General features: G+C 64.6%; 20 protein-coding genes. 6 read left to right on the top strand and 14 right to left on the bottom strand.

Translation table 11 applies throughout. From position 1 onward, the window contains the following. Positions 1–99: 99 nt before the first annotated feature. A complete protein-coding gene (locus AB7I51_RS04775; RefSeq protein ID WP_428403212.1) occupies positions 100–6,132 on the top strand; it encodes an apolipoprotein acyltransferase in 6,033 nt (2,010 codons plus the stop codon). Between the two features lie 9 nt (positions 6,133–6,141). Here the strand turns inward: AB7I51_RS04775 and AB7I51_RS04770 are convergent, their stop codons facing one another. Further along, the gene (locus tag AB7I51_RS04770) at positions 6,142–7,692 is read right to left on the bottom strand and encodes an FAD-dependent oxidoreductase (RefSeq protein ID WP_428403213.1); all 1,551 of its coding nucleotides are present in this window, start codon (positions 7,690–7,692) and stop codon (positions 6,142–6,144) included. 352 nt (positions 7,693–8,044) lie between these two features. Here AB7I51_RS04770 and AB7I51_RS04765 point away from each other — a divergent pair, with 352 nt between their 5' ends. Then, on the top strand, positions 8,045–9,619 hold the full coding sequence (locus AB7I51_RS04765; protein WP_428403214.1) for an outer membrane beta-barrel protein: 1,575 nt from the start codon (positions 8,045–8,047) through the stop codon (positions 9,617–9,619). A gap of 51 nt (positions 9,620–9,670) precedes the next feature. On the opposite strand, the gene AB7I51_RS04760 is transcribed toward AB7I51_RS04765, so the two are convergent. The 11 genes from AB7I51_RS04760 to ispH form a co-directional block, all read right to left on the bottom strand. Then, the gene (locus AB7I51_RS04760) at positions 9,671–10,666 is read right to left on the bottom strand and encodes a hypothetical protein (protein WP_428403215.1); all 996 of its coding nucleotides are present in this window, start codon (positions 10,664–10,666) and stop codon (positions 9,671–9,673) included. Positions 10,667–10,674: 8 nt separating this feature from the next. Next, on the bottom strand, positions 10,675–11,391 hold the full coding sequence (locus tag AB7I51_RS04755) for an aldolase/citrate lyase family protein (RefSeq protein ID WP_428403216.1): 717 nt from the start codon (positions 11,389–11,391) through the stop codon (positions 10,675–10,677). Between the two features lie 82 nt (positions 11,392–11,473). Then, complete coding sequence (locus tag AB7I51_RS04750; RefSeq protein ID WP_428403217.1) at positions 11,474–11,773, bottom strand: (2Fe-2S) ferredoxin domain-containing protein; 300 nt, start codon at positions 11,771–11,773, stop codon at positions 11,474–11,476. Continuing rightward, positions 11,774–12,577 (bottom strand): NAD kinase, encoded by an 804-nt coding sequence (locus tag AB7I51_RS04745; protein ID WP_428403218.1) that lies wholly within the window; start codon positions 12,575–12,577, stop codon positions 11,774–11,776. A gap of 227 nt (positions 12,578–12,804) precedes the next feature. Beyond that, positions 12,805–13,728: an ROK family protein gene (locus tag AB7I51_RS04740; protein ID WP_428403219.1), complete on the bottom strand. Its 924-nt coding sequence runs from the start codon at positions 13,726–13,728 to the stop codon at positions 12,805–12,807. Continuing rightward, positions 13,725–14,510: a pentapeptide repeat-containing protein gene (locus AB7I51_RS04735; protein ID WP_428403220.1), complete on the bottom strand. Its 786-nt coding sequence runs from the start codon at positions 14,508–14,510 to the stop codon at positions 13,725–13,727. The genes AB7I51_RS04740 and AB7I51_RS04735 overlap by 4 nt, the downstream gene beginning before the upstream one ends. 26 nt (positions 14,511–14,536) lie before the next feature. Next, entirely contained in the window at positions 14,537–15,316 is a 780-nt protein-coding gene (locus tag AB7I51_RS04730) for a hypothetical protein (protein ID WP_428403221.1), read from the bottom strand. Between the two features lie 21 nt (positions 15,317–15,337). After that, entirely contained in the window at positions 15,338–17,089 is a 1,752-nt protein-coding gene (locus AB7I51_RS04725) for an OmpA family protein (protein WP_428403222.1), read from the bottom strand. A 211-nt stretch (positions 17,090–17,300) separates the two neighbouring features. After that, positions 17,301–17,777: a ribonuclease HI gene (rnhA, locus tag AB7I51_RS04720; protein ID WP_428403223.1), complete on the bottom strand. Its 477-nt coding sequence runs from the start codon at positions 17,775–17,777 to the stop codon at positions 17,301–17,303. Next, positions 17,774–18,739, bottom strand: a complete 966-nt coding sequence (gene thrB, locus AB7I51_RS04715; RefSeq protein ID WP_428403224.1) for a homoserine kinase — start codon at positions 18,737–18,739, stop codon at positions 17,774–17,776. The genes rnhA and thrB overlap by 4 nt, the downstream gene beginning before the upstream one ends. Positions 18,740–18,767: 28 nt before the next feature. Beyond that, a complete protein-coding gene (ispH, locus tag AB7I51_RS04710) occupies positions 18,768–19,736 on the bottom strand; it encodes a 4-hydroxy-3-methylbut-2-enyl diphosphate reductase (RefSeq protein WP_428403225.1) in 969 nt (322 codons plus the stop codon). Between the two features lie 298 nt (positions 19,737–20,034). On the opposite strand from ispH, the gene AB7I51_RS04705 reads away from it, so the two are divergent. Beyond that, positions 20,035–20,907 (top strand): DUF937 domain-containing protein, encoded by an 873-nt coding sequence (locus tag AB7I51_RS04705; protein WP_428403226.1) that lies wholly within the window; start codon positions 20,035–20,037, stop codon positions 20,905–20,907. A gap of 203 nt (positions 20,908–21,110) precedes the next feature. Then, positions 21,111–22,499, top strand: a complete 1,389-nt coding sequence (locus tag AB7I51_RS04700) for a glutamate--cysteine ligase (protein WP_428403227.1) — start codon at positions 21,111–21,113, stop codon at positions 22,497–22,499. A 32-nt stretch (positions 22,500–22,531) separates the two neighbouring features. Here the strand turns inward: AB7I51_RS04700 and AB7I51_RS04695 are convergent, their stop codons facing one another. Further along, on the bottom strand, positions 22,532–22,858 hold the full coding sequence (locus AB7I51_RS04695) for a hypothetical protein (protein ID WP_428403228.1): 327 nt from the start codon (positions 22,856–22,858) through the stop codon (positions 22,532–22,534). Positions 22,859–23,115: 257 nt separating this feature from the next. Continuing rightward, a complete protein-coding gene (locus AB7I51_RS04690) occupies positions 23,116–23,880 on the bottom strand; it encodes a 16S rRNA (uracil(1498)-N(3))-methyltransferase (RefSeq protein WP_428403229.1) in 765 nt (254 codons plus the stop codon). 140 nt (positions 23,881–24,020) lie between these two features. On the opposite strand from AB7I51_RS04690, the gene AB7I51_RS04685 reads away from it, so the two are divergent. Both AB7I51_RS04685 and ubiA read left to right on the top strand, forming a co-directional pair. Further along, positions 24,021–24,476 (top strand): hypothetical protein, encoded by a 456-nt coding sequence (locus AB7I51_RS04685; protein ID WP_428403230.1) that lies wholly within the window; start codon positions 24,021–24,023, stop codon positions 24,474–24,476. Beyond that, positions 24,473–25,429, top strand: coding sequence for a 4-hydroxybenzoate octaprenyltransferase (gene ubiA / locus AB7I51_RS04680; RefSeq protein ID WP_428403231.1), 957 nt, complete (start codon positions 24,473–24,475; stop codon positions 25,427–25,429). Before AB7I51_RS04685 ends, ubiA begins: the two co-directional genes overlap by 4 nt. Positions 25,430–25,626: the final 197 nt, after the last annotated feature.

Here is a 25,626-nt window from a genome sequence, read left to right as displayed (position 1 = left end):
TGTAAAGTTTGGTTAATCTTTATTCACCGGCAGCCGTCTGGCGGCAGGCCGCAGATTTCGGCCGGACCGCGTGGTTCTGCGCCGGCTGGAGTGGGGTGTATGGCGACATCGGGAAAGATCCAGGACGCGGCCACCGCCGCTCTGTCGGCGGTCGAGGAGGCGCTGGACACCGGCGCGACGCCGGACGCCTCAGCGGAGGCGAACGACCGATCGAACCCGGCCGCGACCCCCCAAGCAGACGCGCAGGCCGCAGACCAGCGCCGGCCGGCGCCCGCTGGCGAGCCGCAGAACCGTCAACCGCCGCAGCATGGCGTCGTCGCCCCCGCCTTTGCGCCGGCGAATGATGACCGTCGCACGGTCGGCGAGTTGCGGCAGGCGCTGCAGATCAAGCCGAACCGCTCGATCATGGCCCTCACATTCGCCGCGATGGCGCTGTGGGCGGCCTGCTGGGTTCTGTATCTTTATTTCCATCAAGGAGAAATCCTCGATGGCGAGAATTCGATACTCGCGCCGAAGCCGGTGCTAACGCTCGCGGCGCTCATCGCGCCCCTGGTCTTTCTCTTCCTCACCGGATTGATGGCGCGCCGCGCCCATGAGATGCGGCTCATCGCCAATTCCATGACTGAAGTGGCCATTCGACTCATCGAGCCGGAGACGGTGGCCACCGAACAGATCGTCTCGCTGTCACAGGCCATTCGACGCGAAGCCGCTTCCATGGGCGACGGCATCGAACGCGCGCTGGCGCGCGCCGGCGAACTCGAAGTGATCGTGCGCACGGAGGTCACCAACCTCGAACGCTCCTACACCGACAATGAGCGGCGCATTCGTCTGCTCATCGACGAGCTGACGCGCGAACGCGAGGCCATCATCGTCAACGCCGACAATGCGCGGACCGCGCTTTTTGGCGCGCGCGAGACGCTTTCTCAGGAACTCGCCACCACCTCGGTCCATCTTGCCGAAGCGGTGAGCCAGGCGGGGGGGCGCGTCGCCTCCTCCCTCGGCTCGAAGGGCGAAGAGATTAAGCTCGCGCTTGACGAAGCGGGAGACGCATTCGAATCGACTCTCGCGAGTCATGGCGAACGCGTGCTCTTCGCTCTTGCTCAGACAGGCGACGAAGTCGCGCAAAAAGTGGCTGGCGCAAGCGACGACGTGAGCCGCCGCTTCGCTGAAGGCGCCGAGGACTTCGAACGCAAGCTGGAAGCCGCAGGCGATACGATCGCCAGCGACTTTGGCGCGCGCGGCGCCGAAATGCTCGAACGGTTCGAAGAGATCGGCGCCGGTTTTTCCGAAGCGGTCGGCGGCCGGGGAGAACGGATCGTCGCGCAGCTCGCCGAAACCGGCGACGCCATTCGCGAAACCATCGAAACGCAGGGTGGCTCGTTCGAGCGCTCGCTCGCCGAAACGCAGGAGCGCCTCACCGCCCGCGTCGCCGAACATGTCGAACATGCTCGAACCACGCTTGAGACGGCGGAAACGCGAATCGTCGGCCTGCTTGATGAGACGCATCAAAAGGCGCAGAGCGAATTCGACGCGCGCGGCCAGGCGCTGCATGAGGCGATCTCGCGCAGCCTGAACCAGAACTCTACGGCGCTCGTCGAACAGGTCGACGCCCTGCAGCAGCGCTTCGTCGCCGCCGCCAGCGAAGCCGTGTCGGCGATCGGGCAGCATGGCGACCGACTCAACGAAGCGCTCGCCGACAATTTTCATGCCTTCGAAGAGACGGTGGTCGGCCGCGGCGGCGAGGTCGCCGAACGCATCGCGGAATGCGGTCAACAGATCGAGACTACCGTCGTCGAGCGGCTTGCCGCGTTCGAAGAAACCGTGCTCGGCCGCGGCGGCGACGTCGCCGAACGCATCGCCGAACGCGGGCAGCAGATCGAGACCACTGTCGTCGAGCGGCTTGCCGCCTTCGAAGACGCTGTCGTTCGCAACAGTTCGGAAGCCGCCATACGCATCGCTGAACATGGCGACCGCGTCAGCTCCGCCATTTCGGACGGACTCGCAGCCTTCGAGGACACTTTTGCGCGGCACGGAGATGACGTCGTCTCGCGCGTCGCCGAACATAGCGAGCGGGCCGCGACCACCGTCGCCACCCAACTTGCCGCTTTCGAAAACGCCGTTACGTCGCGCAGCGAGGAAATCACGCAGAGCGTCGGCGAACACAGCGACCGCGCCGCGACGGCCGTCGCCACTCAGCTCGCCGCTTTCGAAAACGCCGTGGCGTTGCGCAGCGAGGAAATCGCGCGGAGCGTCGGCGAACATAGCGACCGCGCCGCTTCGTCGCTCGTGTCTGGGCTCGCCGCGTTCGAGGAAGCGGTCACGCGCCTCAGCGACGAAGTCGCCGCGCGCGTGAGCGAGCACGGCGAACGCGCATCATCGACAGTCGCGAGCGAACTCACCAGCTTTGAGGAGACGGTTGCGCGGCACAGTTCAGAAATCACGCTTTGCGTCAGCGAACAGAACGAGCGCGCAGTGTCGACGCTTTCGGCTCAGCTGGCCTCGTTCGAAAGCGCCGTCACGCAACATGGCGAACAGATCGCGCAGCGCGTGGGCGAGCAGGGCGAACGCGCGACATCGACGCTGTCAGCGCAACTCTCGGCCTTTGAAGAGGCCGTCATGCGTCACGGCGACGACATCGCCGAACGCGTCGCTGAGCGCGGCGAACGCGCCGCATCGGGCCTCTCGGCGCAGCTCGCCGCCTTCGGAGAGGCGGTCACGCGCCACAGCGAGGAAATCGTCCAGCGGGTCGGCGAACATGGCGAACGCGCGACCGCCGCCCTGTCTCAGGGTCTCTCGAAATTCGAAGACCTGGTTGCAGGCCAGGGAGAAGAATTGGCGGCCCGGGTGGCCGCCCGCACCGAGCGCGCCGCCGTCGAACTCGGCGAAAAGCTTTCCGCCTTCGAAGAGAGCGTCGCCGGCAATGCCGGACAGGTCAACGACGCTGTCGCGCAGGGTCTCGAGGCCATCGAAACCGTGCTCGTGGGCCGCGGCGGCGAGATCGCCGACCGCCTGACAGCGCACGCCAGTCGCGTTGACGTGAGCCTCGCCGAAAAGCTCGGCTCATTCGAAGACGCCATCAAGCGTCATAGCGACAGCGTCGCATCGGTCGTCAGCGAACATACGACGCGCGTCGACGAATTGCTCGACGAGCGGCTTAATGCGCTGGAGAATGCGGGCATGCTCGTCGCCAAAACCATGGAGACGACGCGCGAACTCGCGCTGCAGGAATTTGACACGCATAGCGCAGCCTTGCGCGACAAGCTTCGCCAAAGCGTCGCCGATGCTTCTTCGGCGCTCGCCGAAAACGCCGAAACGATGCACGAGCGCTTGGCGACAACGGCGAACGACGCCGTTCTCGCGATTGCGACCCAGGGTGAACGGCTCCATGAACTGCTGGACGACCGGCTTGGCTCCTTTGAGGACGCCGTCTTGTCCGACAGCAAAGAGGTCGTCGCCTCGCTGGCGGATAAGGGCCAGCGCATCGCAGAGACGCTCGGCGCGCATCTCACGCAGTTCGAGAATGCGCTGCTGCGCGACGGCGGCGCGGTCGCCGATCGAGTCGGCGCGCATGCCGAACGTCTCAGCGGCGAACTCACGCAACGTCTCGCCGCCGTCGAAGACGCGATCGGCAACAAGGGAACGCAGCTTGTCGACGATCTGACGACGCGAACGGCCGATGTGGCCGCGCGCCTCGACGCGCAAGCGCAACAGATCGCCCATCAGCTCGACAACCGGTTGCAGTCGCTCGATCAAACGCTGCGCGCCGAGGGCGGCGCGCTCGTCGACCGGCTGTCGGCGCAAGTCGAGCATTACAACGCCCGTATCGGCGACAATTCTCGGCATTTCGCCGATGAAATCGATGCGAAATTGGCTGAAATCGACGAAACGATCGAAAACAAGGGCGGCCATCTCCTCGAAAGGCTCGGCGCGCGCGCGATCGACCTCGCCTCGACAATGTCCAACAAGATCGAAGCCTTCGAGAGCACCGCGAGCGCTCGAACAGTGGAGGCTGCCGACCGCATCGATCAGTTGGTCGGACGCGTCGACGCCGGCCTCGGCGTGGGCGGCGATCTGCTGAAAGACGCGCTTTCCAAACACGCCAGCGACGTCGCGCGCGTGCTGGAAGATGGCGGACGCCAAGTCATGCAGGCGTTGGACGCCAAGATCAAAGACGTCGACTGGGTGCTCCTGTCGCGATCGAGCGAACTCGCTCAGGCTCTGGCGTCGAGAACGGAGGAGATCAATCAAACACTGGGAGGACAGGCCAAGGAGCTGGAGTCGACACTCGACAATCGCATCGCCCTTCTCGAGACCAATGTCGTCAGCCGGCTCGGCGCGGCTTCTTCGGAGATCGACGAAAGAGGCCGGCTGGTCGTGGACACGATCAACGCGCGGTTGCAGGACATCAAAGAAATTCTGGCCGGCGCGCAGCGCGAATTCGATACGACGCTTCACGCGCGCACCGGCGATCTCGGTCAGTCGCTCACCGAGCGAGTCACCGAAGTCAGCGGCGCGCTCGACGCGCGGCTCATGCAAATGCGCGCGGTGCTCGATGAACGCGGCGCGGCCGTCGCCAAAGAATTGACCGAGGTTGCCGATCTGGCGGCGACCGCCGTCGAAAGCGCCGGCGCCGACCTTGTCTCGCGCCTCGGCGTGAAGAGCGACGAGTTGACCGACACGCTCAACGCTTCGCGCGAGGCGCTGGCGTTGACGCTCGACGCCAGCGCGCGGAATTCGGTTGCGGCTCTTTTGGCGACGAACGACAAGATTCGCGCCGAGTTGCCCATCCTTCTCGACGGACTCGGCCAGACCAACGCCTCTCTGCACGCGATCGTCGACCAAGCCGGCGGCAATCTCGTCACGCTCGAACACGAGCTCGGCCAGCGGCTCGACGAGTTCCGAGGCGCGCTAACCGAAGCCTCGACGCAGATCGAGCAAGTCACCGCGACGGCGAGCGACTCGATGCGCGACGCCAACGCCATCGTCGAGGCGCTCGACCAGAGACAACATTCGCTGGCCCGGAGCGCCGAAAGACTGGCGCAAAGCCAGCAGGCGCTCGACGCGACCATGGCCGAGCGCCATCACTCGCTCGAACAAGCGGCCGCGGCCATTGAAGGCCGGCGCGCCGAACTCGAAAACGCCATTGCAACATTCAGCGAATTGATGGATCGCTCGTTCCATTCAATCGAAGCGCGGTCGCGCGACCTTGGCGGCGCGTTGAGCGAAACCTCAAGGGAGACCGCTGATCTGATCGAGTCGCGCTTTGCCGAGGTGCGCGCCGCCGCAGAAGGCGAACGCGAGCAGACCTCGGAAGCGTTGCGCGCCGCCTACGCGCAGGCCAATGCGGAAATCGCCGGGCTGTTTGACGGCGCGCGTTCGAAATTCGAGCAAGCCGCAAGCGAAATTCGCGGCATGGCGCGCGCCATCCATAGCGAGATCGAGAAGACCCGCCAGGAAGTGCGCCGCGGCGCGAGCGAGATACCGCAGGAAGCGGCGGAGCAAGCGGCGACGCTGCGGCGGGTCATGGGCGATCAGGTGAAGGCGCTGAACGATCTCTCCGACATCGTTGCGCGTTCGAGCCGAGCCTATGACGCCGTCGAACCGAGCGCTCCTCCGCCCCGCCGCGCCTCGTTGGATCAGCCCGCGCGCAGGGAAGCCGCATCGCCGCGGGCCGGCGCGCAAAATCTGTCGAGCCGCCAGCCAAACGGCGGATGGCTGAGCGACCTGCTGGCGCGCGCCTCGTTCGACGAAGCCCAGCAACCGGCGCGTCCGGCGCGACCTTTGGCCGGCTCCGGCGCGCTCGACAGTCTGACGCTCGACATCGCGCGCATGATCGACAACGCCGCCGTCACCGAGCTCTGGCGCCGTTATCAGCGCGGCGAGAAGGGCGGACTTTTCGGTCGGCGTCTCTACACGGCGCAAGGCCATCAGGCCTTCGACGAAACCCGACGCCGCTATCGCACGGATCAGGAATTTCGCGCGACGGCCGATCACTACATCAAGCATTTCGAGGATCTGCTCGTCGAGACGAGCCGCAACGATCGCGACGGCTCGAAAGCGCTCGATCTGCTGACCGGCGACGCCGGCAAGGTCTACACCATGCTTGGCCACGCCTGCGGACGTTTCGAATAGCGCGCGGCGCTATTCGATCGCTTCCGGCGCCTCGGCGCCTATGCGCGTTTCAAAAGCTGCTTCGGCGCGAAGATTGTCGAGGTCTCGCCCGATCGTCGCGACCGCGAGCAGCCTGTCGCCCTTAAAGTACGACACGGCGCAGTCGACGACGGGATCGCCTGAAATTTCCAGCCGGTCCCATGAGGCGGCGTGGCCGACATAGGAGATCGTCTGGTCATAGTGCTGGCTCCAGAAAAAGGGCGCGGCCTCGAATTTTTCCTTGCGGCCAAGAATGTTGCGGGCAGCCGTCTGACCTTGACGCTCCGCGACCACCCAATGTTCGACGCGAATCCGCTCGCCGGTGATTTTGTCGGGCCAGCTCGCGATGTCGCCGGCCGCATAAACGTCAGGCGCGCTGGTTTGCAGATATTCGTCGACGATCACGCCGCGGTCCGTGGCAAGGCCCGCGGACTGGGCGAGGGAGAGATCCGGCTTGACGCCCACGCCAATGACCACGAGGTCGGCTTCGAGAATCGCGCCGCTTTTTAAGGTCAGCGCGCGTTCGCCGATTTCCGTCGCCGTATCTTCGAGATGGAAGACGACGCCGTGGCGCTCGTGCAGCTTCCGCACATGCGCGCCAATTTCAGGTCCGAGAATGCGCGCCATCGGGATCGCCTCCGGCGCGACGACATGAACGTCGAGACCGCGGGCGCGCAGCGACGCCGCCGCTTCAAGACCGATGAAGCTCGCGCCGATCACGGCGACGCGGCGCGCCCCGGCGCAGGCGGCGATGAGGCGGTCGGAGTCGGCCAGCGAGCGCAGATAGTGAACATGGTTTCGATCGGCGCCCGGCGTCGGCAGCTTCGTCGGAAAGGCGCCCGTCGAGATCAGCAGTGCGTCATATGAGAGCGTCACGCTGTCGGCGAGCGTCAAGCGCTTGCCCACCGGATCGAGCGACTCAACTTGGCAGCCCAGACGCAGCTGGACGCCATTGTCCCGATACCAGGCCGGATCGCGCAGAGGCAGCCATTCGGGCCGAGCCGTTCCCGCCAGATAGTCTTTGGAGAGATTGGGCCGGTCGTAGGGCGCGGCCAGATCCGCGCTGATCAACTCCAGAATTCCGTCATAGCCTTCCGCCCGCAACATCTGCGCGGCGGCGAAGCCGGCCGCCCCGCCGCCGACGATGACGACGCTGCGCGGTTGGGCGTCGCCCTTATGCGCAGCCGGCGCTGGATCGGAAAGTTTTTCGCGGGCGAAAACCTTGCCGTCAACCTGCTCGACCCGCCACCGCGGCAAGGGATCAAAGGCGGGCGCCCGCAAGGCGCGGCCGCTGCGCAGGCTGAAACAGGCGTGGTGCCAGGGACAGCGGATCGAACCGCCGACCACAAGCCCGTCGGCCAATGGCCCGTGATAATGGGTGCAATAGGCGCCGATCACGAAGAACGAACCGCCTTGCCGCGCCATGACGGCCCCCTCGCCTGCCACGTGACCGAGCAAGGGACGATCGTCCGAGACGTCCTGGGGAGCGACTCCCAGCGAGAAATCGGGGCCCTCCGGTTGCTCGCGCCCCGCTTCCGCCATGTCGCTCTTCCTTTTTCACGGGCCTGGCGCCGCGGCCAGGCCGTCGCCACCCATCCTTTACAAAGGGCGACGCTTGAGCATCGACAAGTATCGTTCAACGACCCAATCGATCTGATTCGACATAAAATGAGCATGGCTTGTTCGGTTTCTGACAAAGCGAGCCCTGTGAAATCAACAGAACGCGCTATGCGCCTCCGAAAATTGTGACATTGACGCCACAGTCGCGAGAACAAATTTTCATCCGGCCCCATTTTGCATAAAAGTTAGGCAGATGCGCGGACCTTAGACTTGAATGGAACCAGGGTCGCGAGTGATATCAAGCAGATTTCGCCTCCAGCCGGAGTTCTCTGCAATGAAGTGGTACTATCTTTCGAGCGTCGCCGCACTAGCAATGGCAACCAGCATCACGAGCGCCGCTCACGCTCAGTCGAAGCTGCTGGAGGTCGATCCCACTCTGATTGAGGAAAATCAACCGGCGCCCCCTCCAGCGGTCAAGCCCGCCAAGAAGGGTAAGATCGTCAAGGGCCCGGCCGAGGCTCCGCCCCCACCCGCCTGGATCGACACGGTGACGATCGACGGCTATGCCGAAGGCGGCGTCGCCTTCAATTTCAATCAGCCGTTCAACAAGATCAACTGGGGCCATCTCTATACGGACCGCGCCAATTGGCCAACGTTCAATAGCGTAACGATGACGATCCAGCGTCCGCTTGACCCAAAGGCCGAAGGGTATGACTTCGGCTTCAAGTTCCAGCCGCAGATCGGCGAGGACATGCGCTACAACCATGTCACCGGCCTTCTCGATTACGCGATACCTAGTCGCACCCAGTTTGGCTTCCTCGAGGCGAACGTCCTGGCGCATCTGCCATGGAAGAGCATTGTTTCGGAGGGCGGGATCGACGTGAAGGCGGGAATATTCCCGACGTACAATGGCGCAGAGCTCATGTACGCGAAGGATAACCTCTTTTACTCGCATTCCTATATCTTCAATTTCGGCCCCTTCCTTCACACCGGCGTCATGGTGACGACCCACGTGAGAGAGTGGTTAGACGTCTATACGGGCGTGACGACCGGCGTGAACAACTTCATCGGCTATCCCGGCCAACCCAACGCATCTCCCTCTTTCCACGGCGGCTTTGGGCTTAATCTGCTTGACGGCAATCTGACGATCTTGGGTATTGTCCACCATGGGCCTCAAAACTCGAGTCAGGGTCGATTCAACTACCAATACACGCCGCCTCCCTTCGCGGCCGCCGGCCTATACTGGCCGAACAATACCCTCCAAGGCATAGCAGGGGCCTGCGTGTGTAACCCCAACTCCGCCAACCGCACTTTCACGAATTTGACAACGACTTGGAAGGCGACAGAGAATCTGACGTTCATCACCGATATAGCCTACAATAGAGAAAGTGGTTGGAACCCGATCTCCTTCACTGGTTTCCCGGCCAACTGGTATGACGGGGTCGACCAGGCCTTCGGCGCGGTCCTCCCCAATTGGCCAGGCCTTGCGGCCCTGCCACAGCATTCGCAAGGCGCAGACTCCTATGCGATCGCGCAATATGTCTCGTACAAAATCAACGACATCTTCACGATCAACGGCCGCGCCGAGTTTTACCGCGACAACAAGAACTTCTTCGTCGCCGCCTTGCCTGGGTATTTCGACTCAGTCAACGTTTTTCACGGTTTCCCGTGCCCATCCTGCATTGCCGGACCTTCAAATGTCGGCACGAGCTATCTCGGGCTCACGATGGGCATGACGATCACCCCCGAGCTGCCCAAGCTGCCCTTGATTACTGGCTTGATCTTGCGTCCGGAACTGCGTTGGGATACGTCGGTCAACGGCACGACGCCCTTCTTTAACCGCAGCGGGTACAGTTCCTCGCAGGGCATGTTCAATATGGACGTGGTCGTTCCTTTCACGCTCCTATAAGACCAACTTCCCAAGCGCGTCGAAAAGCCGTCCGGTTCGCCGGGCGGCTTTTTATTGCGGTTGTTCCTCGTCGGCGTGAGCGCGCGGCTGATCGCGTATCAAAATTTCGACGTCGGCGTCCTTCGTCGACTGGACGCGGAAGGTTCCCTGATAGGTTTTGCCCTCGTGGCGCGCGATGGCGACATATTCGCCTTCCGCCAGCACCAGCGATGGGAAGGCGCCGATCAATTCGCGGATGACGTCGCCGCCTGGGGTCAGCACGGAGAAGCTCGTATTGGCGAGCGCTTCGCCGCCCGGCTGCTTGACGAGCTTCAAGGTTATTGTCGCCGCACGATGCCGCAGAGTCGCTTCGATGAGCTTGCCTGCGGGGATTTTCAAATCCGCCGTGACGACGGAATTGGTTTCATTGGCGCCGCCCTGCGCTCCCTGACCCGTATCGAGCAATGTCGACACGACGTGATAGGCGCCTTCGGGGAGGCCGATCATCTCATCGGACTTGGCGTTGGAAAGAATGAGCTTTGCTTCGGAATTGCCGCGTTCGGGAACATAGATCGAAATCGACAGCCGCTGCGCCGGCACTTGCGCGTCGCCCAGCTTGTCAATGAGCCTGAGCGCGCCCGCGTTCAGCGCGATCCGCTCGGAAACATTGCCGCCTTCCATGGCGACGCGGCGCGTGACCCCGGCAAGGCCATAGGCGGCGTGAACGATGTAGGAGCCATCCGGCAGGGCCAGAGTCGGCGACGCTTCCTCGGATTGGGCCACGAGCTTATGCGAGCCGTCCGGCTGGGCGCTTTCCTCGAAGACCCGCCAGACGAGGCCGGACCGGACTGGCTGCGAATCATTGGCGGCAAGCGTCGCGCTCAGCCGCAGCGTCGACAGCCTCTGGGCCGGCGGCGCCGGCGTCTCGGCCGATTCTGAGGCGCCATGCGGCGGGCGGGGATGATGGGGCGCCTGCTGCTGCGCCTGCGCCGGCTGGGAAAGAACCGCCGCGCTCAAGAGCGCCGCTACGGCGACTCCGCATAGCGCGCCCGATCGGACCTTGCTCATTCCACCGTCTATGCCGGCGATTTCGAGTTTTGTCGATTCTCGCCCGCCGCAAAGACAGCGAGGATGGCCGCGATCTGTCCTGGGGAAAACGCCATCGCGCCGGCAAAGCCGTCGCGGCGCCGGGCCACATAGTCGGCCTCTTCCCCGGCCCGGACAGGCGGCGCGAGGGCCGGAACGCGCGCCGAGGCTGCGGCAAGAACGACCGTCGCGCGCGCCGTTTCGATAGCGGCCCCGCCGCCGCCGGCGAGGCCAAGCGCGGCGCAAAGCCCGGCGTCGTCGAAGACCAGCGCCGCAAGACGCGGCGACGCGCCAGCAAAGCTCGGCAGCGCCAGAACGCCAGCCGGATCGCCGCCGACAAAGGCGCCGATCCTGGTCGCGCCGTCGGCGACGCCGGCCAGCGCCTCGCGCACGGCGAGCTTGACCGCCAAGCGCTGCAGGCCGGCGGCGCTGGCGCAGGCGGGCAGAAAGACGCCGTCAGGTCCCGGACCGAACAATGCGTCGAGATCGGCCTCGACGAGGTCGCTGTCGAGAGGGGCGAGTTCGATGAAGAGCTTCGGCGCCCTGCTCTTCCGCCGCGCCGAGCCGATAAACTCGCAAGCCCACGCGCGCGCGTCGCGCCGCGCGTCATTCTCGACGCAGTCGCCAAGCCGCAACAGCAGCGCATCGGCGCCGCAATCGAGCGCGGCGGCGATCTCTTCGTCGCGGAGACCTGGATCAAGGATCAAACAGGCGCGCATATAATCAGGCGTGGCGTCAGGTCAGGGAAGTTCCGCCCGACTTCTAGCACGCTCCGGCGGCAGCCGCTGATCACTCCTCCGCCTCGCACGCCTCCAGCACGAAGCGGGTCAGCTCGTCGGCCGAAGCGTAGCTGATCCATTTGCCGGACGGATAGACGACCGCCACCGGGCCGTGTTCGCATTGGCCGAGGCAGCCCGACTGCGACAGGCGCACGCCGTCGCGCTTGGCGAAGGGCAGCGCCTTCATCGCCTCTTTCGCCCTGGCGAGCGCCGCCTTGGCGCCGTGGTCCTCGCAGGCCGGCTTGCCGTCGCGCTGGTTGACGCAGACGAAGATATGGCTGCGGAAAGGTTTGATCGCTGTTTCAGGCATTCAATATCCGAATTGTTCGCGCAGGATTCGCTCTTCCAGCGAATGGCCGGGGTCGTGCAGCAGGACCAGTTCCGTTCCCTGGTCCATCTCGACATCCACATAAGCAAGATCGCGGAATTCGTCATGGTCGGCGACGACCGAGACCGGGCGCTTGGCCGCCTCCAGCACTTCGATCCGCACCTTGGCGGCGTCCGGCAGCAGCGCCCCATGCCAGCGGCGCGGGCGGAAGGCCGAGATCGGCGTCAAGGCCATCAGCGGCGCGTCGAGCGGCAGGATCGGGCCATTGGCGGAAAGATTGTAGGCGGTGGAGCCGGCGGGCGTCGACACGAGCACGCCGTCGGTGACGAGTTCCGGCATGCGTTCCTGGCCATTGACCAGAATGCGTAGCTTGGCGATCTGCGAGGTCTGGCGCAGCAGCGACACTTCATTGATGGCGTGCGCCGAGAATTCGTCGCCGCGCACATTGATGGCGTGCATCAGCAGCGGATGGACGATCGAGGATTTGGCGTCGGCGAGCCGCTTGCGCAGCCCGCTCTCGCGATATTGATTCATCAGAAAGCCGACCGAGCCGCGGTTCATGCCATAGATCGGCTTGCCGGCGTCCATGAAGCGATGCAGCGTGCGCAACATGAGGCCGTCGCCGCCGAGCGCGACGATGCAGTCGGCCTCTTCGGGCGGGCAGTCGCCGTATTTTTCGACGAGGCGCCGGCGCGCTTCTTCCGCGTCCGGCGCGCCCGAGGCGAGAAAGGCGAGTTTGGCGAACGGCCTTTTCGCGTTATTCGGCTGGTCTCCGGCGGCGCCCATCGCAACTCCCCTCGCGCTCGCCCCTAGATCACGCTGCGTTCAGGCCGACTCGCCTGAACGCGGATAACGTCATCGATTCTTATAATTTGGAGCGCGCTTTACGCGAAAAACCGGTTCCCACCTTTCCGCAGCGCGCTCTTGCCGCCGCGACCCTTTCCGCATACACCGGCGCGCGGCCGGATGGAACGGGGGCCTTTGCGCGAGCCGCACTTCGCATCCCCCGCTCGTCAATCAAACTCCCCCGCGCTCCAAAGCCACGCCGCGCCACGCACGCCGCTTGAATCGCCATGTACATTGCGCAGGATTTTCGTGTCGAAAGCGTCTGTGAAGGCGTATTCCCCTGCCCGCGCCGCAAGCCCGTCGTAGATCAACGAGATATTCGAAACGCCGCCGCCGAGCACGATCACGTCGGGATCGATGAGATTGACGACCATCGCCAACGCGCGCGCCAGACGGTCTTGATAGCGCTGGAGGCTTTCGCATGCGGCGGGCTCTCCGGCGTCCGCTAGCGCAGCGATTTCGGTCGCGGGGCGCCAAACGCGCGAACGCCCCTCATATTCGCGCGAAAGCCCCGCGCCGTTCAGAAACGTCTCGACGCAGCCGCGATGTCCGCAAAAGCAGAGCTCTCCCGGATATTCCTGCGGCGTCATCCAAGGCAGCGGCGTATGGCCCCACTCCCCCGCCACACGATTGCGTCCCTCGACAATCTTGCCATTGACGACGATTCCGCCGCCCACGCCCGTGCCGAGGATAACGCCGAAAACGACGCCGGCGCCACGGCCGGCGCCGTCGATCGCCTCGGACAGCGCGAAACAATTGGCGTCATTGGCGACTCGCACAGGCCGTCCGAGCGCCTGCGCAAGATCGACGTCGAGCGGTTGGCCATTAACGACGGCGGTGTTGGAGTTTTTCACCAGCCCGGTGTGGGTCGAGATCGCGCCGGGCGTGCCGACGCCGACAGCGCCGCGCTGTCCGATATCGGATTCCATGTCGCCGACGAGCGCCGCGATCGACTTGACGATCGCCTCATAATCATGCGCGGGCGTCGCGATGCGGCGGCGCGCCAGCGTTTCGCCCTCGGCGTCGAGCGCAACCGCCTCGATCTTCGTGCCGCCGAGATCGACGCCGATCCGAACAAAGTCACGCATCATTTCACGCGAGCGCGATCGATGTTCTGCGCGTCCGAGAGCGTGGCCCGGGCGGCGGAGTCGATCTGCGCCGAATCGAGGTCAAGGCCTTCGGTCTTCGCGCCGCTCCAGTTGGCGTCGGTGAAATCCGCGCCGGCGGCGTCGGCGCCCTTCAAATTGGCCTTGGAAAAATCCGCGCGCGCGGCTTTCGCAAAGCGGAGGTCGGCGCTCGCGAGATTGGCGTTGTGAAAACGCGCGCCTTCGAGCGCGGCCGAACGCAGCACCGCGCGCATCAAGCCCATCGACTGGTTCTTCATATCGGCGGAAAGATCCGCGTCGGCGAAATTGGCGCCGCGCGCCGATGCGCCGGTCAGATCACCCGCGAGTCGCGCATGGGCGAAATCGGCGCCGTCGGCCCGCATCCGCTGCATTTGCGAGGCGAAGGCGTGCGCGCCTTTGAGCGATGCGCCGGAGAGGTCGGCTTCGATGAGCCAGGCCTGATCGAGGATCGCGTCATCGAGCCGCGCGCCGGCGAGACGCGTCTTGTTCATGCGGGCCGCGCGAAAATTGACGCCGTGCAGATCGAGTCCGGAAAGATCGAGGCCGTTGAGACTTTTCTCCGAGAGATCGACCGTGCGTCCGTTCTTGCGCTGCTGCAGCGCCGCTTCAACGTCGGCGCGCGTCAGTTCAGCCTTGGAATAGGCCGGCTGAGCAAGGTCTACGCCTGGCAGCATATCCTGAGCGCGAAGGTTTGGAGCCGACAGGAACGCGACGATTGCGAGGACGAAGCTCAGAACATGACGCATATACACCCACTCGTTCCTCTCCGGCGCTACGCGGCGTCGGCGCTCCGATCAGCGCCGCCCGCCAGCGCTTGCGCCTGCTCGACCCAGCCGCTGCGTCTCACCCGGCCCGCCGCGCCGATCGATGATTCGATCCATTTGACGTTGTCCTCGCTCCAGGCGGCGATTTGATCATAATGGAAAACACCCAGCGCGTGCAGCTTCTCGACGCTCTTAGGTCCGAGCCCCTTGATCTTGGCGAGATCGTCCGCCGCTCCGGCGCGCGGCGCAGAAAGCGTTGCAGGAGGCATCCCAACGATCCTGCCGCTTGGCGCGCGCATCTGCGCGGCTTTCTCGTTCAACGCCTTGGCGGCGGAAGCCGCCGCCTCCAGGGCCGGCTCGACGCTCATCGGCGTTAGGGGCACGGGTTCTTCCGTCGCGGCGATCGCTGCTTGCGGCTCGGGCGATGGCGCGACGACAGGTTCAGAAGTTTCAGCCGTCGCACTGCGCAGCATGAGCGTCGGCCGCTTCGTCACATGGGCTGGCGCCGACGCCTGAACCCGCTTGAGCGCGCCGCCGATCGGCAAGCCGATCAGATAGGCGAAGCCCGCAACAAGGAATATGTCCATCGTCAGCGCGGCGCGCCCTTCAAGAAGCCCGAGCCAGGACGCGGCCGCGCCGCCTGCTAGCGCCACAGCGATCGCGACAATGTTCCAGCCGGGCGCCGCGGGCGCGTCCTTCGCCGGCAAGGTCGTGACATAGCCGATAAGCGCGCCAAGCGCGCAAGCTGCGGCGAACCAGGGCCAGCCGAGCGTCAGCACATAAGCCATCTGCTTTCTCCTTTTCTGACGCTACTTGACGATGATTTCGACGCGACGATTGCGCGCGCGATTTTCGTCGCTGTCATTGGCGACAATCGGACGCTCGCCGCCATAGCCGACGGCCCTTATTTTGAACGGGTCGATCCCAGCCTTCACAAGACGATCGACGAGCGCCTGCGCGCGACGCTTACTGCGTCCCATGTTCACTTCCGCAATGCCGACATTGTCGGTATGCGCGCCGACTTCGATGGACGCTCCCTGGCAGCGCAGCGCCGTCGCCGCGATCGCATCGACGAGAGGCGCGGATTCAGGCGCGATCGTCGAATCATCCGACGCGAAGCCTATCGGCGATTTCGCGATAAGCCGCGACAGCGTGGCGCCGCATTCGCCGGCGTCGAGCGGCGCGCCCACGATGCGCGTCGAGAGCTGCGCGTCGCCGTGGAAGCTCTGCGGCAGCCCCTCGTCAAACGCCGCTGCGATATCGGCGCGCGCGCCCTGATGACGCGCGACGCCGACGAGCGAGACCGTCGCGTCGCTGATCGAAAGATTACCTTCGTCGAGGCGCGCGAGCGCGGCGAGGGAACGATCCGTCGCTTCGGAAAAATTCTGCGGCGCGCCCTTCGCGATCACGAGTTGGTCAACCACCGTCGCGTCGAAGAAACTCCTGCGCGCGGTTTCGACGAGACGATTGCGGACAGTTTCATCCGGCGCATAGCCGGTGAGCGTCACTTCTCCGCCGGCGCGCTGCGCCTCAAACACGTAAGGCGCGACCGGACCGGCCAGGACGTCGAGCCGTGCGATCTCGAATTTTGAGGGCAGGCGCGCTTTGGCGTCGGCCTCAATCGTCGCGCCCATTATGTTTTCGCGTCCTTGGCCTTCGATGACAATCTTGCCGTCGGTCACGACGACCTTGCCTTGCGACAGCTTGCCGAGTTCGCCGACCGCGAATGCGAGCGCGCCGGCGAAGTCGCCTTCCGGTGCGCCGGCACCAAGCCGCGTGGCGTCGCTGACCGCAGCGCCGACCCCGGCCGCTGCCGCCATGGCGACGATCTGTTTGCGCAGATCGTCATTCGGAAGATGACCCGACAGGCTGACGACGCCGTCGCGCAAGGCTGCGGAAAACACGTAAGGCGAAACGCGCGGCGGCGACACTGCGGCCTTTACGGCGCCCGCGTCGAATGGCGGCGACTTGAGCGCCGCAAGCGCCTTGTCGTAATCGGAAGCGCTGCGGGCTTCGCCTGCGACCGAGAGCGCGCCGTCGGTGATCGTCGTCGTCGCAGGGTCGAGTTCGGCGAGACGGCGAATCGCGAAGGACGCAAGATCGGCGAAGGATTGCGGCGCGCCGTCGGCATAGGCGGCGGCGTCGCTCACTTCGAGGCCCAAAGAGGCGATCTCGGCGCGCAGCCTTTCGCGTGCGCCTGTCGGCGGGATATTGCCCGAAATCGTCGCCTTGCCGCCGTGACGTTCGAGTTTCAGCACGAAGGGCGTCGCGCGCGAAAGCGGCTCGGTCGCGTCGACGATTCGCCGCGCGGGCGTTTCGATTCCCAACGCCGTCAGAAGGCGCGCCTTCACATCGGGCGACAGTGAAATGCCGGCGATAATCACGTCGCGGCCCGCGACTCGGACATTCGGTCTGTCGATCGCGTCAGGCGATTTAGCGAGGCGCGAGAGAACCGCATCGCGCAGATCATTCTCGAGCAGAGGCGTCAGCGCCTGCTGCGCAAAATATCCGAGTCCCATAAGGACCGGCAAACCAATCCACCATTTCTTGGGAAGGTGCATCGACGTCTTGCCCTCCATCGAAGAGAGAATCAGCGAAGACGCGCATACTTTAACCGCACATGGCTCCCTTTGCGCGGCGTGATGTCAATATGATGGCGAACGCTCAGCGATATCCAAAGCAAAATGGGGAACACGGCCGCGCCGCGCTCCCCAAAGGCGAAGAAGAGTCCTGGTTGACTAAGAGATAGAGTTTGTCAGCGCGCCGACAAGACTATTTCGAGGAAGCGCGCTCGCTTGCCGCAGGCCTTCCCGGAAGAAAGGGCGCCATGCCGGCGCGCGCCAATTCGTCGGCGCGCTCGTTCATGTCGTGACCCGAGTGGCCCTTGACCCAATGCCAGTCGACGTAATGCGGCTCCGCCGCCGCTTCCAGCCTTTGCCACAGATCGACGTTTTTCACAGGCTTTCGGTCGGCGGTTCGCCAGCCGCGCGCCTTCCAGCCCGCGATCCATGACGTGACTCCGCCGCGCAAATATTGCGAATCAGTATGAAGGTCGACAGCGCAAGGCCGCGTCAGCGTTTCGAGCGCCCTGATCGCCGCCATCAACTCCATGCGGTTATTGGTGGTGAGCGGCTCGCCGCCGTTAATCTCTTTTTCGCGATCGCCGAATCGCAAAATCGCGCCCCATCCGCCGGGGCCCGGATTGCCCGAGCAGGCGCCGTCGGTCCAGATCGCGACGCGGCGCGTCACGAAGCGAGGCCATAGACGCGCGCGTCGGCCGCGGACTGATGAAAGCGAAGCTTGGCGAGATATTCGCGCGGGTCCTTCGGACGCACCAAGGCGCCTGGCGGCACGTTGAGCCAGTCGACGTATCGAGTCAGCAGAAAGCGCAGCGCGGCGCCGCGCGCGAGCGTCAGAAACGCCGCGATCTCGGCTGAGGAGAGCGGCCGAACCCGGCGATAGGCATCGAGCATCGCAGCGCCTTTCTCAAACTGATAGCGATGCTCGGCGTCGAAACACCAGGCATTGAGGCAAATCGCGAGATCATAGGCGTAGGCGTCAGTGCAGGCGAAATAGAAGTCGATCAGCCCCGAGATGCGCTCGCCGAGAAAGAAAACATTGTCAGGGAAAAGATCGGCGTGGATGACGCCGCTCGGCAGGTCGCGCGGCCAGCCACGTTCGAGATGATCGAGCTCCGCTTCGACGAGCGCGCGCAAGCCCGTCGCAACCTCTTCGGCGCGCGACGCGCAGGTCGAAAAAAGCGGTCGCCACCCCTCAACTGACAGCGCATTGCGGCGCCGCTGCGTGAAATCGGCGCCGGCGAGGTGCAGTCGCGCGAGCGTCGCGCCGAGCGCGGCGCAATGCGCCGCTTCGGGATGATGGACGGAATAGCCGTCAAGAAAGGTGATGATCGCGGCCGGACGGCCGGCGAGTCGCCCGAGCGCGACGCCGGCGCGGTCTCGCACCGGCAACGGACAGATGACGCCCCGCGCCGCGAGATGCTCCATGAGGTTCAGGAAGAACGGCAGATCGGCTTCCGCGACGCGCTTTTCGTAAAGCGTGAGGATAAAGCTGCCGGCGCCGGTGTGGAGATAGTAGTTGGAGTTCTCGACGCCCTCGGCGATTCCTTTGCAGGACAGCAAGTCGCCGAGGTCATAGGCCGAGAGAAAAGCGATCAGCTCCTCATCGTCGACCAACGTATAGACGGCCATGCGCGCCGACCGTTCCCGCGGGCCGCCCTCAGGCGATCGCCCGCAGCTCCTTTGGCAGGGGGAAGGATACGTTCTCGTCAGCGCTGGAAACGGTTTCGACGACAATGTCGTAACGCTCGGCGAAAGCGTCCATGATCTCCTCGACCAGAACCTCGGGCGCCGACGCGCCGGCGGTAATGCCGAGCGTTGAGATGCTGCCGAAAATCACCCAGTCGATCTCTCCCCGGCCCTGTACGAGCTGCGCCGGCGCGCCGGCGCGCTCCGCCACTTCGCGGAGCCGCTGCGAGTTGGAGGAATTCGGCGAACCGACGACAATCACCGCGTCGACGTAAGGCGCGACCTCCTTAACCGCAGCTTGGCGGTTCGTCGTCGCATAGCAGATGTCTTCCTTATGCGGGCCGATGATCTTCGGGAAACGCCGCATCAGCGCATTGACGATCTCTTGAGAATCGTCGAGCGACAGCGTCGTTTGCGTCACATAAGCGAGATTGGATTCGTCGTCGAATTTAAGTCGATGGATATCATCGACGGATTCGACCAGCACCACAGCGCCGTCCGGAAGCTGCCCCATCGTGCCAACGACTTCCGGATGGCCGGAATGTCCGACGAGCAGCACCCGACGGCCGCGCCGCCAATGAATTTCCGCTTCCCGATGCACTTTGGTGACGAGCGGACAGGTCGCGTCGATCGCGAGAAGCCCGCGTTCGGCCGCCGTGGCGGAGACCGATTTGGCGACGCCATGCGCCGAGAAGATCACTGGCGCTTTAGTCTTCGGAATCTCGTCGAGCTCCTCGACGAAAATCGCGCCCTTGGCTTTGAGCGATTCGACGACATAGCGATTGTGGACGATTTCGTGCCGCACATAGACAGGCGGGCCGAATTTGGCGAGCGCCCGCTCGACGGCGTCGATCGCGCGCACGACGCCGGCGCAAAAACCCCGCGGCGAACACAGTAGTATTTTGAGCGGCGGCTTCGCGGGCCGAGGGTGAACGTTCATCTTCGCGCCTTTGGCAGAGGCGGCGCGAGGCGGCGAATCGCTCAAGCGCCAAACGCGGCCATCCGGACCCCCGGACTGAACGCCGGCAAGCAATGTCGCGCATGCGCGACGGTGTCAAGCCGCCGGCGACGCGCGGGTCGGCGGCGAAAGACTCATCCGCAAGCCTGGCCAAAGCGTTGCAAAACATCGAGCGCCCCGAACGGTTTCCCGAAATCGCCGCCGATTGGCTGCGCCGCCGGTCTGTGACACCATGATGGCGGGCTCGGCATTCGGGACCCGCATGAACGGAGCTGCGCGCATGTCGTATCTCGACGAGATTTTGCAGTCGGCGCAAGGCGGCCAGCTGGTCGCCAATCTGGCTCAACGCTTTGGCCTTACAACCGAACAGATGGAGGGCGCGATCGGAGCGCTCGCCCCCGCGCTCGAAATCGGTTTGAGCAACGCCGCCCAAGAGCCAGCGATGTTTCAAAGGCTTCTGGGCGACATCGCGTCGCCCGGACGCGTGGCCGCCTTTGACGAGCCCGGCGCGGCGCACGACGTGGACTCTGTCGCCCAGTCGCGACAGCTACTTGACGATCTCTTCGGCTCTCCGGCGGCCGCCGGACAGATCGTACAGGTCGCCGCCCGCGAGACGGGGCTGCGTCCCGATATTCTTTCGCAGCTCCTGCCAGTTCTCGCCTCGGTGCTCATCGGCGGATTGTTCAAGAATATGAGCAAGAGCGGTCTCGGGGGCGTTTTAGGTCAACTCGTCAATTCCGGCGCGCTGGGCTCAATCCTGGAGCAAATGCTCGGCGGCGGCCGCGCGCCGCAGCCCGAACCCGCGCCGATGCCCACGCCCATGCCCTTGCCGCGCGGCGGGGGATTGGGCGGCGGCGCGCTGGGCGGGATCCTGGGATCGATCCTGGGATCGCTGCTCGGCGCCGGTCGCCGTCCAGCGCCGGGCCCCTACCGTGGACCAGCCGACGATTCGGCCGGCGGCGGCCCGCTTGATCTCGACCCGGGTCGAGGCCGCCCCCAGGGCATGCCGGACGACATGGACCAGGCGTCGATCCAGCAGGCGATCGAGGAAATCAAGAAAACGCTGCAGATCGGATCCGCCACTCGGGGCGAATCCGCTGGTCCGCGCTCGGATTTCGAAAGCATCATCGGTCAAATATTGGGCAAACGCTGAGAGAGTCGGCGCGGTCGACGGCGGCGGGCCAAGCCGCTGGGGACGGCGGCCCATCTTTATAAGAGGCGCCCTTCCCCGCCGGCGCGACGGAGGCTTGCGCAGCGCCGGCTTTCCTGCAATCCAATCGGCGCAATACCTCGACGGCGCGAGGCGCGTTCGCGCCGCAATCGCGCCCCTCGTCAAACACGGACAATTTTCCATAGATGGCTCGCGACGTATCCGACACGACGCCGATCACGTCGCGCAACATGTTGGTCGAATGGCTGGAAGCCGGGTGCAAGACCGGCGGCGCGCCGCTGCGCATCGGCACGGAACACGAGAAAATCCCGTTTTACGCCGTCGACAACGCGCCCGTCCCTTATGAGGGTTCGGCCGGCCGCGGCGGCGTGCGCGCGCTGCTCGAGGGCCTGGGCGATGCGCTCGGCTGGGCGCCCATTTTCGACCGCGACGCGCTGATCGGCCTCTATCAACCGGACGGCGGCGGCGCGATTTCTCTCGAGCCCGGCGGCCAATTCGAACTCTCCGGCGCGCCGCTGCTCGACGTTCACGCCACAAGGGACGAGCTCGACGCGCATTTTGGCGCGCTTGCGCCGGTGGCGCGCGGGCTCGGCGTGCGTTTCCTTGATCTCGGCTGCAGCCCCAAATGGTCGCGCACGGAAACGCCGGCGATGCCGAAGCAGCGCTACGCCATCATGCAGGCCTTTATGCCGAAAGTCGGCGCGCGCGGACTCGACATGATGTTTCGCACCGCCACCGTGCAGGTCAACGTCGACTTCGTCGATGAGGCCGACATGGTTCAAAAGATGCGGGTCGGCCTCGCGCTGCAGCCGCTCGTCACGGCGCTTTTCGCCAACTCGCCCTTTCTCGACAGCAAGCCGACCGGCCGGCTGTCGCAGCGATCCTACATTTGGCTCGATACCGACCCGAATCGCACCGGCATGCTGCCTTTCGCTTTCGAACAGGGTTTCGGCTTCGAGCGATACGTCGACTATGCGCTTGACGTGCCAATGTATTTCGTCAAGCGCGGGGACGTCTATTACGACGTCGCGGGCGCGAGCTTTCGCGATCTGATGAAAGGGCGCCTTCAGCAATTGCCCGGCGAATACGCCACAATGTCCGACTGGGCCAATCACCTCTCAACGATTTTTCCCGAGGTGAGACTGAAGACCTATCTCGAAATGCGCGGCGCCGACGCGGGGCCTCGCGCGCATTTCACCGCCCTTCCCGCGCTCTTCGCCGGCCTGTTCTATGATCCGGGCGCGCTCGACGAGGCGGGCGAACTCACGAAGGATTGGAGCGCCGACGCCCGCCAGGCGCTGCGCAACGACGTTCCCGCATTGGCGCTCGACGCGACGATCGGAGGCCGAAACCTGCGCGACATCGGGCGCGACGTCCTATCGCTCGCCAAGGACGGCTTGCGTCGCCGCGCGCGACTTAACGCCGAAGGACACGACGAGACCGTTTATCTCGCGCCGCTGGAAGCGATTCTCGAAGATGGACGAAGTTTGGCGCAGCAGCGGCTGGACGCCTATTACGGCGGCTGGGGACGATCGATCGACGCCGCCTTCGTCGATTGCGTGCTTCCCCTGTAGCGGCTTCGAAATGCGCGGAAACGCGGCGTGATTCAGCGCGGGAAGAGGTCGTGCAGTCCGAAGGGCGCCATCGGGAACCATGAGGAACTCGCGGCGGCATGCCGCATGCCGTCACGCGGCATCTCCGCATAGCCCATCGGCGCGACCGGCGTTCTCGGCATGGCGACGCGCACGTGACCGCCCAGCCGAACACAGCCATTCGATCCCGCGACCGGGACATAATCGGCACCGTAGCGCGCGCATTGGCTCACATTCTGGGCGCGAGCCGGCGTCACAGCAAGCGCGGCAAGCGCGACGACTCCAAGCAGGCGCCCCGGAAAATGACGTTCGCTGCGGCAGATGATGTTTAGGGTCGTCATAATTTCTTAGCCTCACCTCCGAAAATTCGCGCCTGCGCGCGGATTTCAGGAGCCTTGCAATCCCGACCTGTCTCTCGATGCGACATATTCAGGCCGTCGGCGAAGATACGCGCTCGCGCCAGCCCGACGCTGTTCACTCTTCTTCCAACTAGAGCCAAACATCGTGGCAGGATCGTGTCTTTTACGCCTGCGCGCGAAGCCTGCCGGCGCCACACGAGCCGTACGCTTTATTTTCTATTTATTTATTTATTTTCTGTTTAGGCGCGGGTCGACGCCGGGGATCGCCAATCGCCAATCGCGGCCTGAAGGATCGCCAAAGCGGCGACGGCGGCGGTGTCGGCGCGAAGCACGCGGGGTCCAAGCGACAAACAGACGACGTTCGGCAAACGTCGAATCGCCGCCCGTTCGGCATCGTCGAAGCCGCCTTCCGGTCCAATGAGCACGCTTACGCCCTGCCCGGCCGTGCGGCCGGCGAGCGCATCGACCGGATTGGCGAGATCGGCATGTTCGTCGCAAAAAGCGAGTAGCCGCTCCGCCGGCAAATTCGCCAGAAAATCAGGTAATTCGATTGCGGCAGCGACTTCGGGCACGGCCAGCACGCCGCATTGCTCGGCGGCTTCGATGACATTCGATTGAAGCCGTCCCGAATTTACTCGGCGAATCTGGGTGCGATGCGTGATCACCGGCACGAGCCGGCCGGCTCCCATTTCAGTGGCCTTCTGCGCCACATAATCGAGCCGCGCCTGCTTCAGGGGAGCAAAGCAATAATCGAGGTCGGCGCGATGGGGCTGGACGCGCAGGCGCTCCGCAACGCGCAATCTCGCGGCGCGACGCGAAACGTCGAAGAGCGTCGCGCGAAATTCCCCGTCCCGGCCGTTGAACACATGTATCGCGGCGCCCTCGCGCATGCGCAGGACATTGAGCAGATAATTTAACGCCTCAGCTGAAGGCGCGAATTCGGCGCTGGGCGCGAGTTCGTCGCGAACGAACAGGCGCTGAGCCGTAAAATCATAAGCTGACACAATCGCTTCCGAGCGGCGACGCGAGCGCGATGCGCGCTTGCCATGAAGCCGCCGCTTTGTTGCCGCGCAGGTTCGCTAAAACTTGCGTCGCCGGCAAGCCTGCTGGTATTGCTGCAAACCTGATGAGCGGACCAAGAGACATGATCATTGGCGCTGTCGCTTTTCCTCGCGCTGTCGCACGAAATCCGATCCTTGCGCTCTTCGCGATGTTACTCGCCGCAGGCGGCGCGCATGCGGAGAGCTGTCAGGAAGACTTTCAGAAGCTCACCGTCAAGCGGATGGCCGGCATCGAGGCGCTCAACGCCATCGGCAAAGCGGGCAAGGGCAAGATGGATCCTGAGGCCGCCTGCCCGGCCGCGCGCCGACTCGTCGCCGTCGAGACGGAGATGATGAACTACCTGACCAAGAACAAGGAATGGTGCAACATTCCGGACAATGTCGTCGACGGCTTCAAGGATGCGCGCGGCAAGACCCAGAGCTTCGCCTCGCAGGCCTGCGCGGCGGCGGCGAAGGTGAAAGAGATGCGCGATCAGGCGGCCGCTGGAGGCGGCGGCGGCATGATGGCGCCGCCGAAGTTGCCTGCCGGACCGCTGTGAGCATAAGACGAAGCGGCGATTCGCCTGGAGCGGCCGCGCTGCCCGACGCGATCGCCGACCATGCGTTACTGCGTCGCGCACCTCCGGCGCTTTTGCCTTTTCTCCAGCTCGCGCGCCTCGACCGGCCTATCGGCTGGTGGTTGCTCCTGCTGCCTTGCTGGGAATCGAGCGCGGTCGCGTCAGGCGCGCTGCGCGAAGGCCCTAATTTCTGGCATCTGACCCTGTTTTTCATCGGGGCCGTCGTCATGCGCGGCGCGGGCTCGACCTATAACGACTATGTCGATCGCGACATCGACGCCAAGGTCGAGCGCACGCGACTGCGACCGCTCGCCAGCGGACGGGTGACGCCGCGCGCCGCGCTCGTCTTTATCGTCGCGCAGTGCCTTGTCGGGCTCGCCGTGCTCTTGTCGTTCAACGGGCTGACGATCGCGCTTGGACTGATTTCGCTGCTGATCGTGCTGATCTATCCTTTCGCCAAGCGGTTCACCTCCTGGCCGCAGGCGATTCTCGGATCGGCCTTCGCCTATGGCGCGTTGCTCGGCTGGACGGCGCAAACGGGCGCGATCGGCGCGCCGGCGCTTTTCCTTTACGCCGCCGCGATCTTATGGACCATCGGCTTCGATACGATTTACGCGCTTCAGGACCTCGCCGACGACGCGATCGTCGGCGTGCGCTCGACGGCGCGTCTCTTCGGGCCGCGCGTGCAATTGGCGGTCGGCGCGCTCTATGCCCTGTCCGTCGCAAGCGCCGCGATTGCGGTATTACTGGCGGGCGGCGGATGGCTGTCCTATCTCGGCGTCACCGCCTATGCGGCGCATCTCGCCTGGCAGACTGCGCAGACCCGAGAAGATGCCGCGCCGGCGACCGCGCTTCGCCTCTTCCGTTCCAATCGCGACGCCGGATTGGTGCTGTTCGCGGGCTTCTTCGCGCAGAGCGTGGCGTCTCTGTTCTAAAATGTGGTTGAACCGTTCAGCTGTCATTCCCGACGCGCGCAGCGCGCGCGATCGGGAATCCAGAGCAAGCCCGTCGCCCGTGAAGAACGCGATTTAAGCGGCGATTAGTCGGCGATTTGAGGCGTTGGCGTCGTCGAGGACGCTCAGGAACAAGGCCCACAGAAGCGCCAGCCATGCGAGCAGGCGGCGGAAGTTGT

Source organism: Methylocystis sp., from assembly GCF_050246715.1.
Taxonomy (GTDB): Bacteria; Pseudomonadota; Alphaproteobacteria; order Rhizobiales; family Beijerinckiaceae; genus Methylocystis.
Note: the sequence above shows the minus strand (reverse complement) of the source record. Positions and strands in the feature narration are given on the sequence as shown.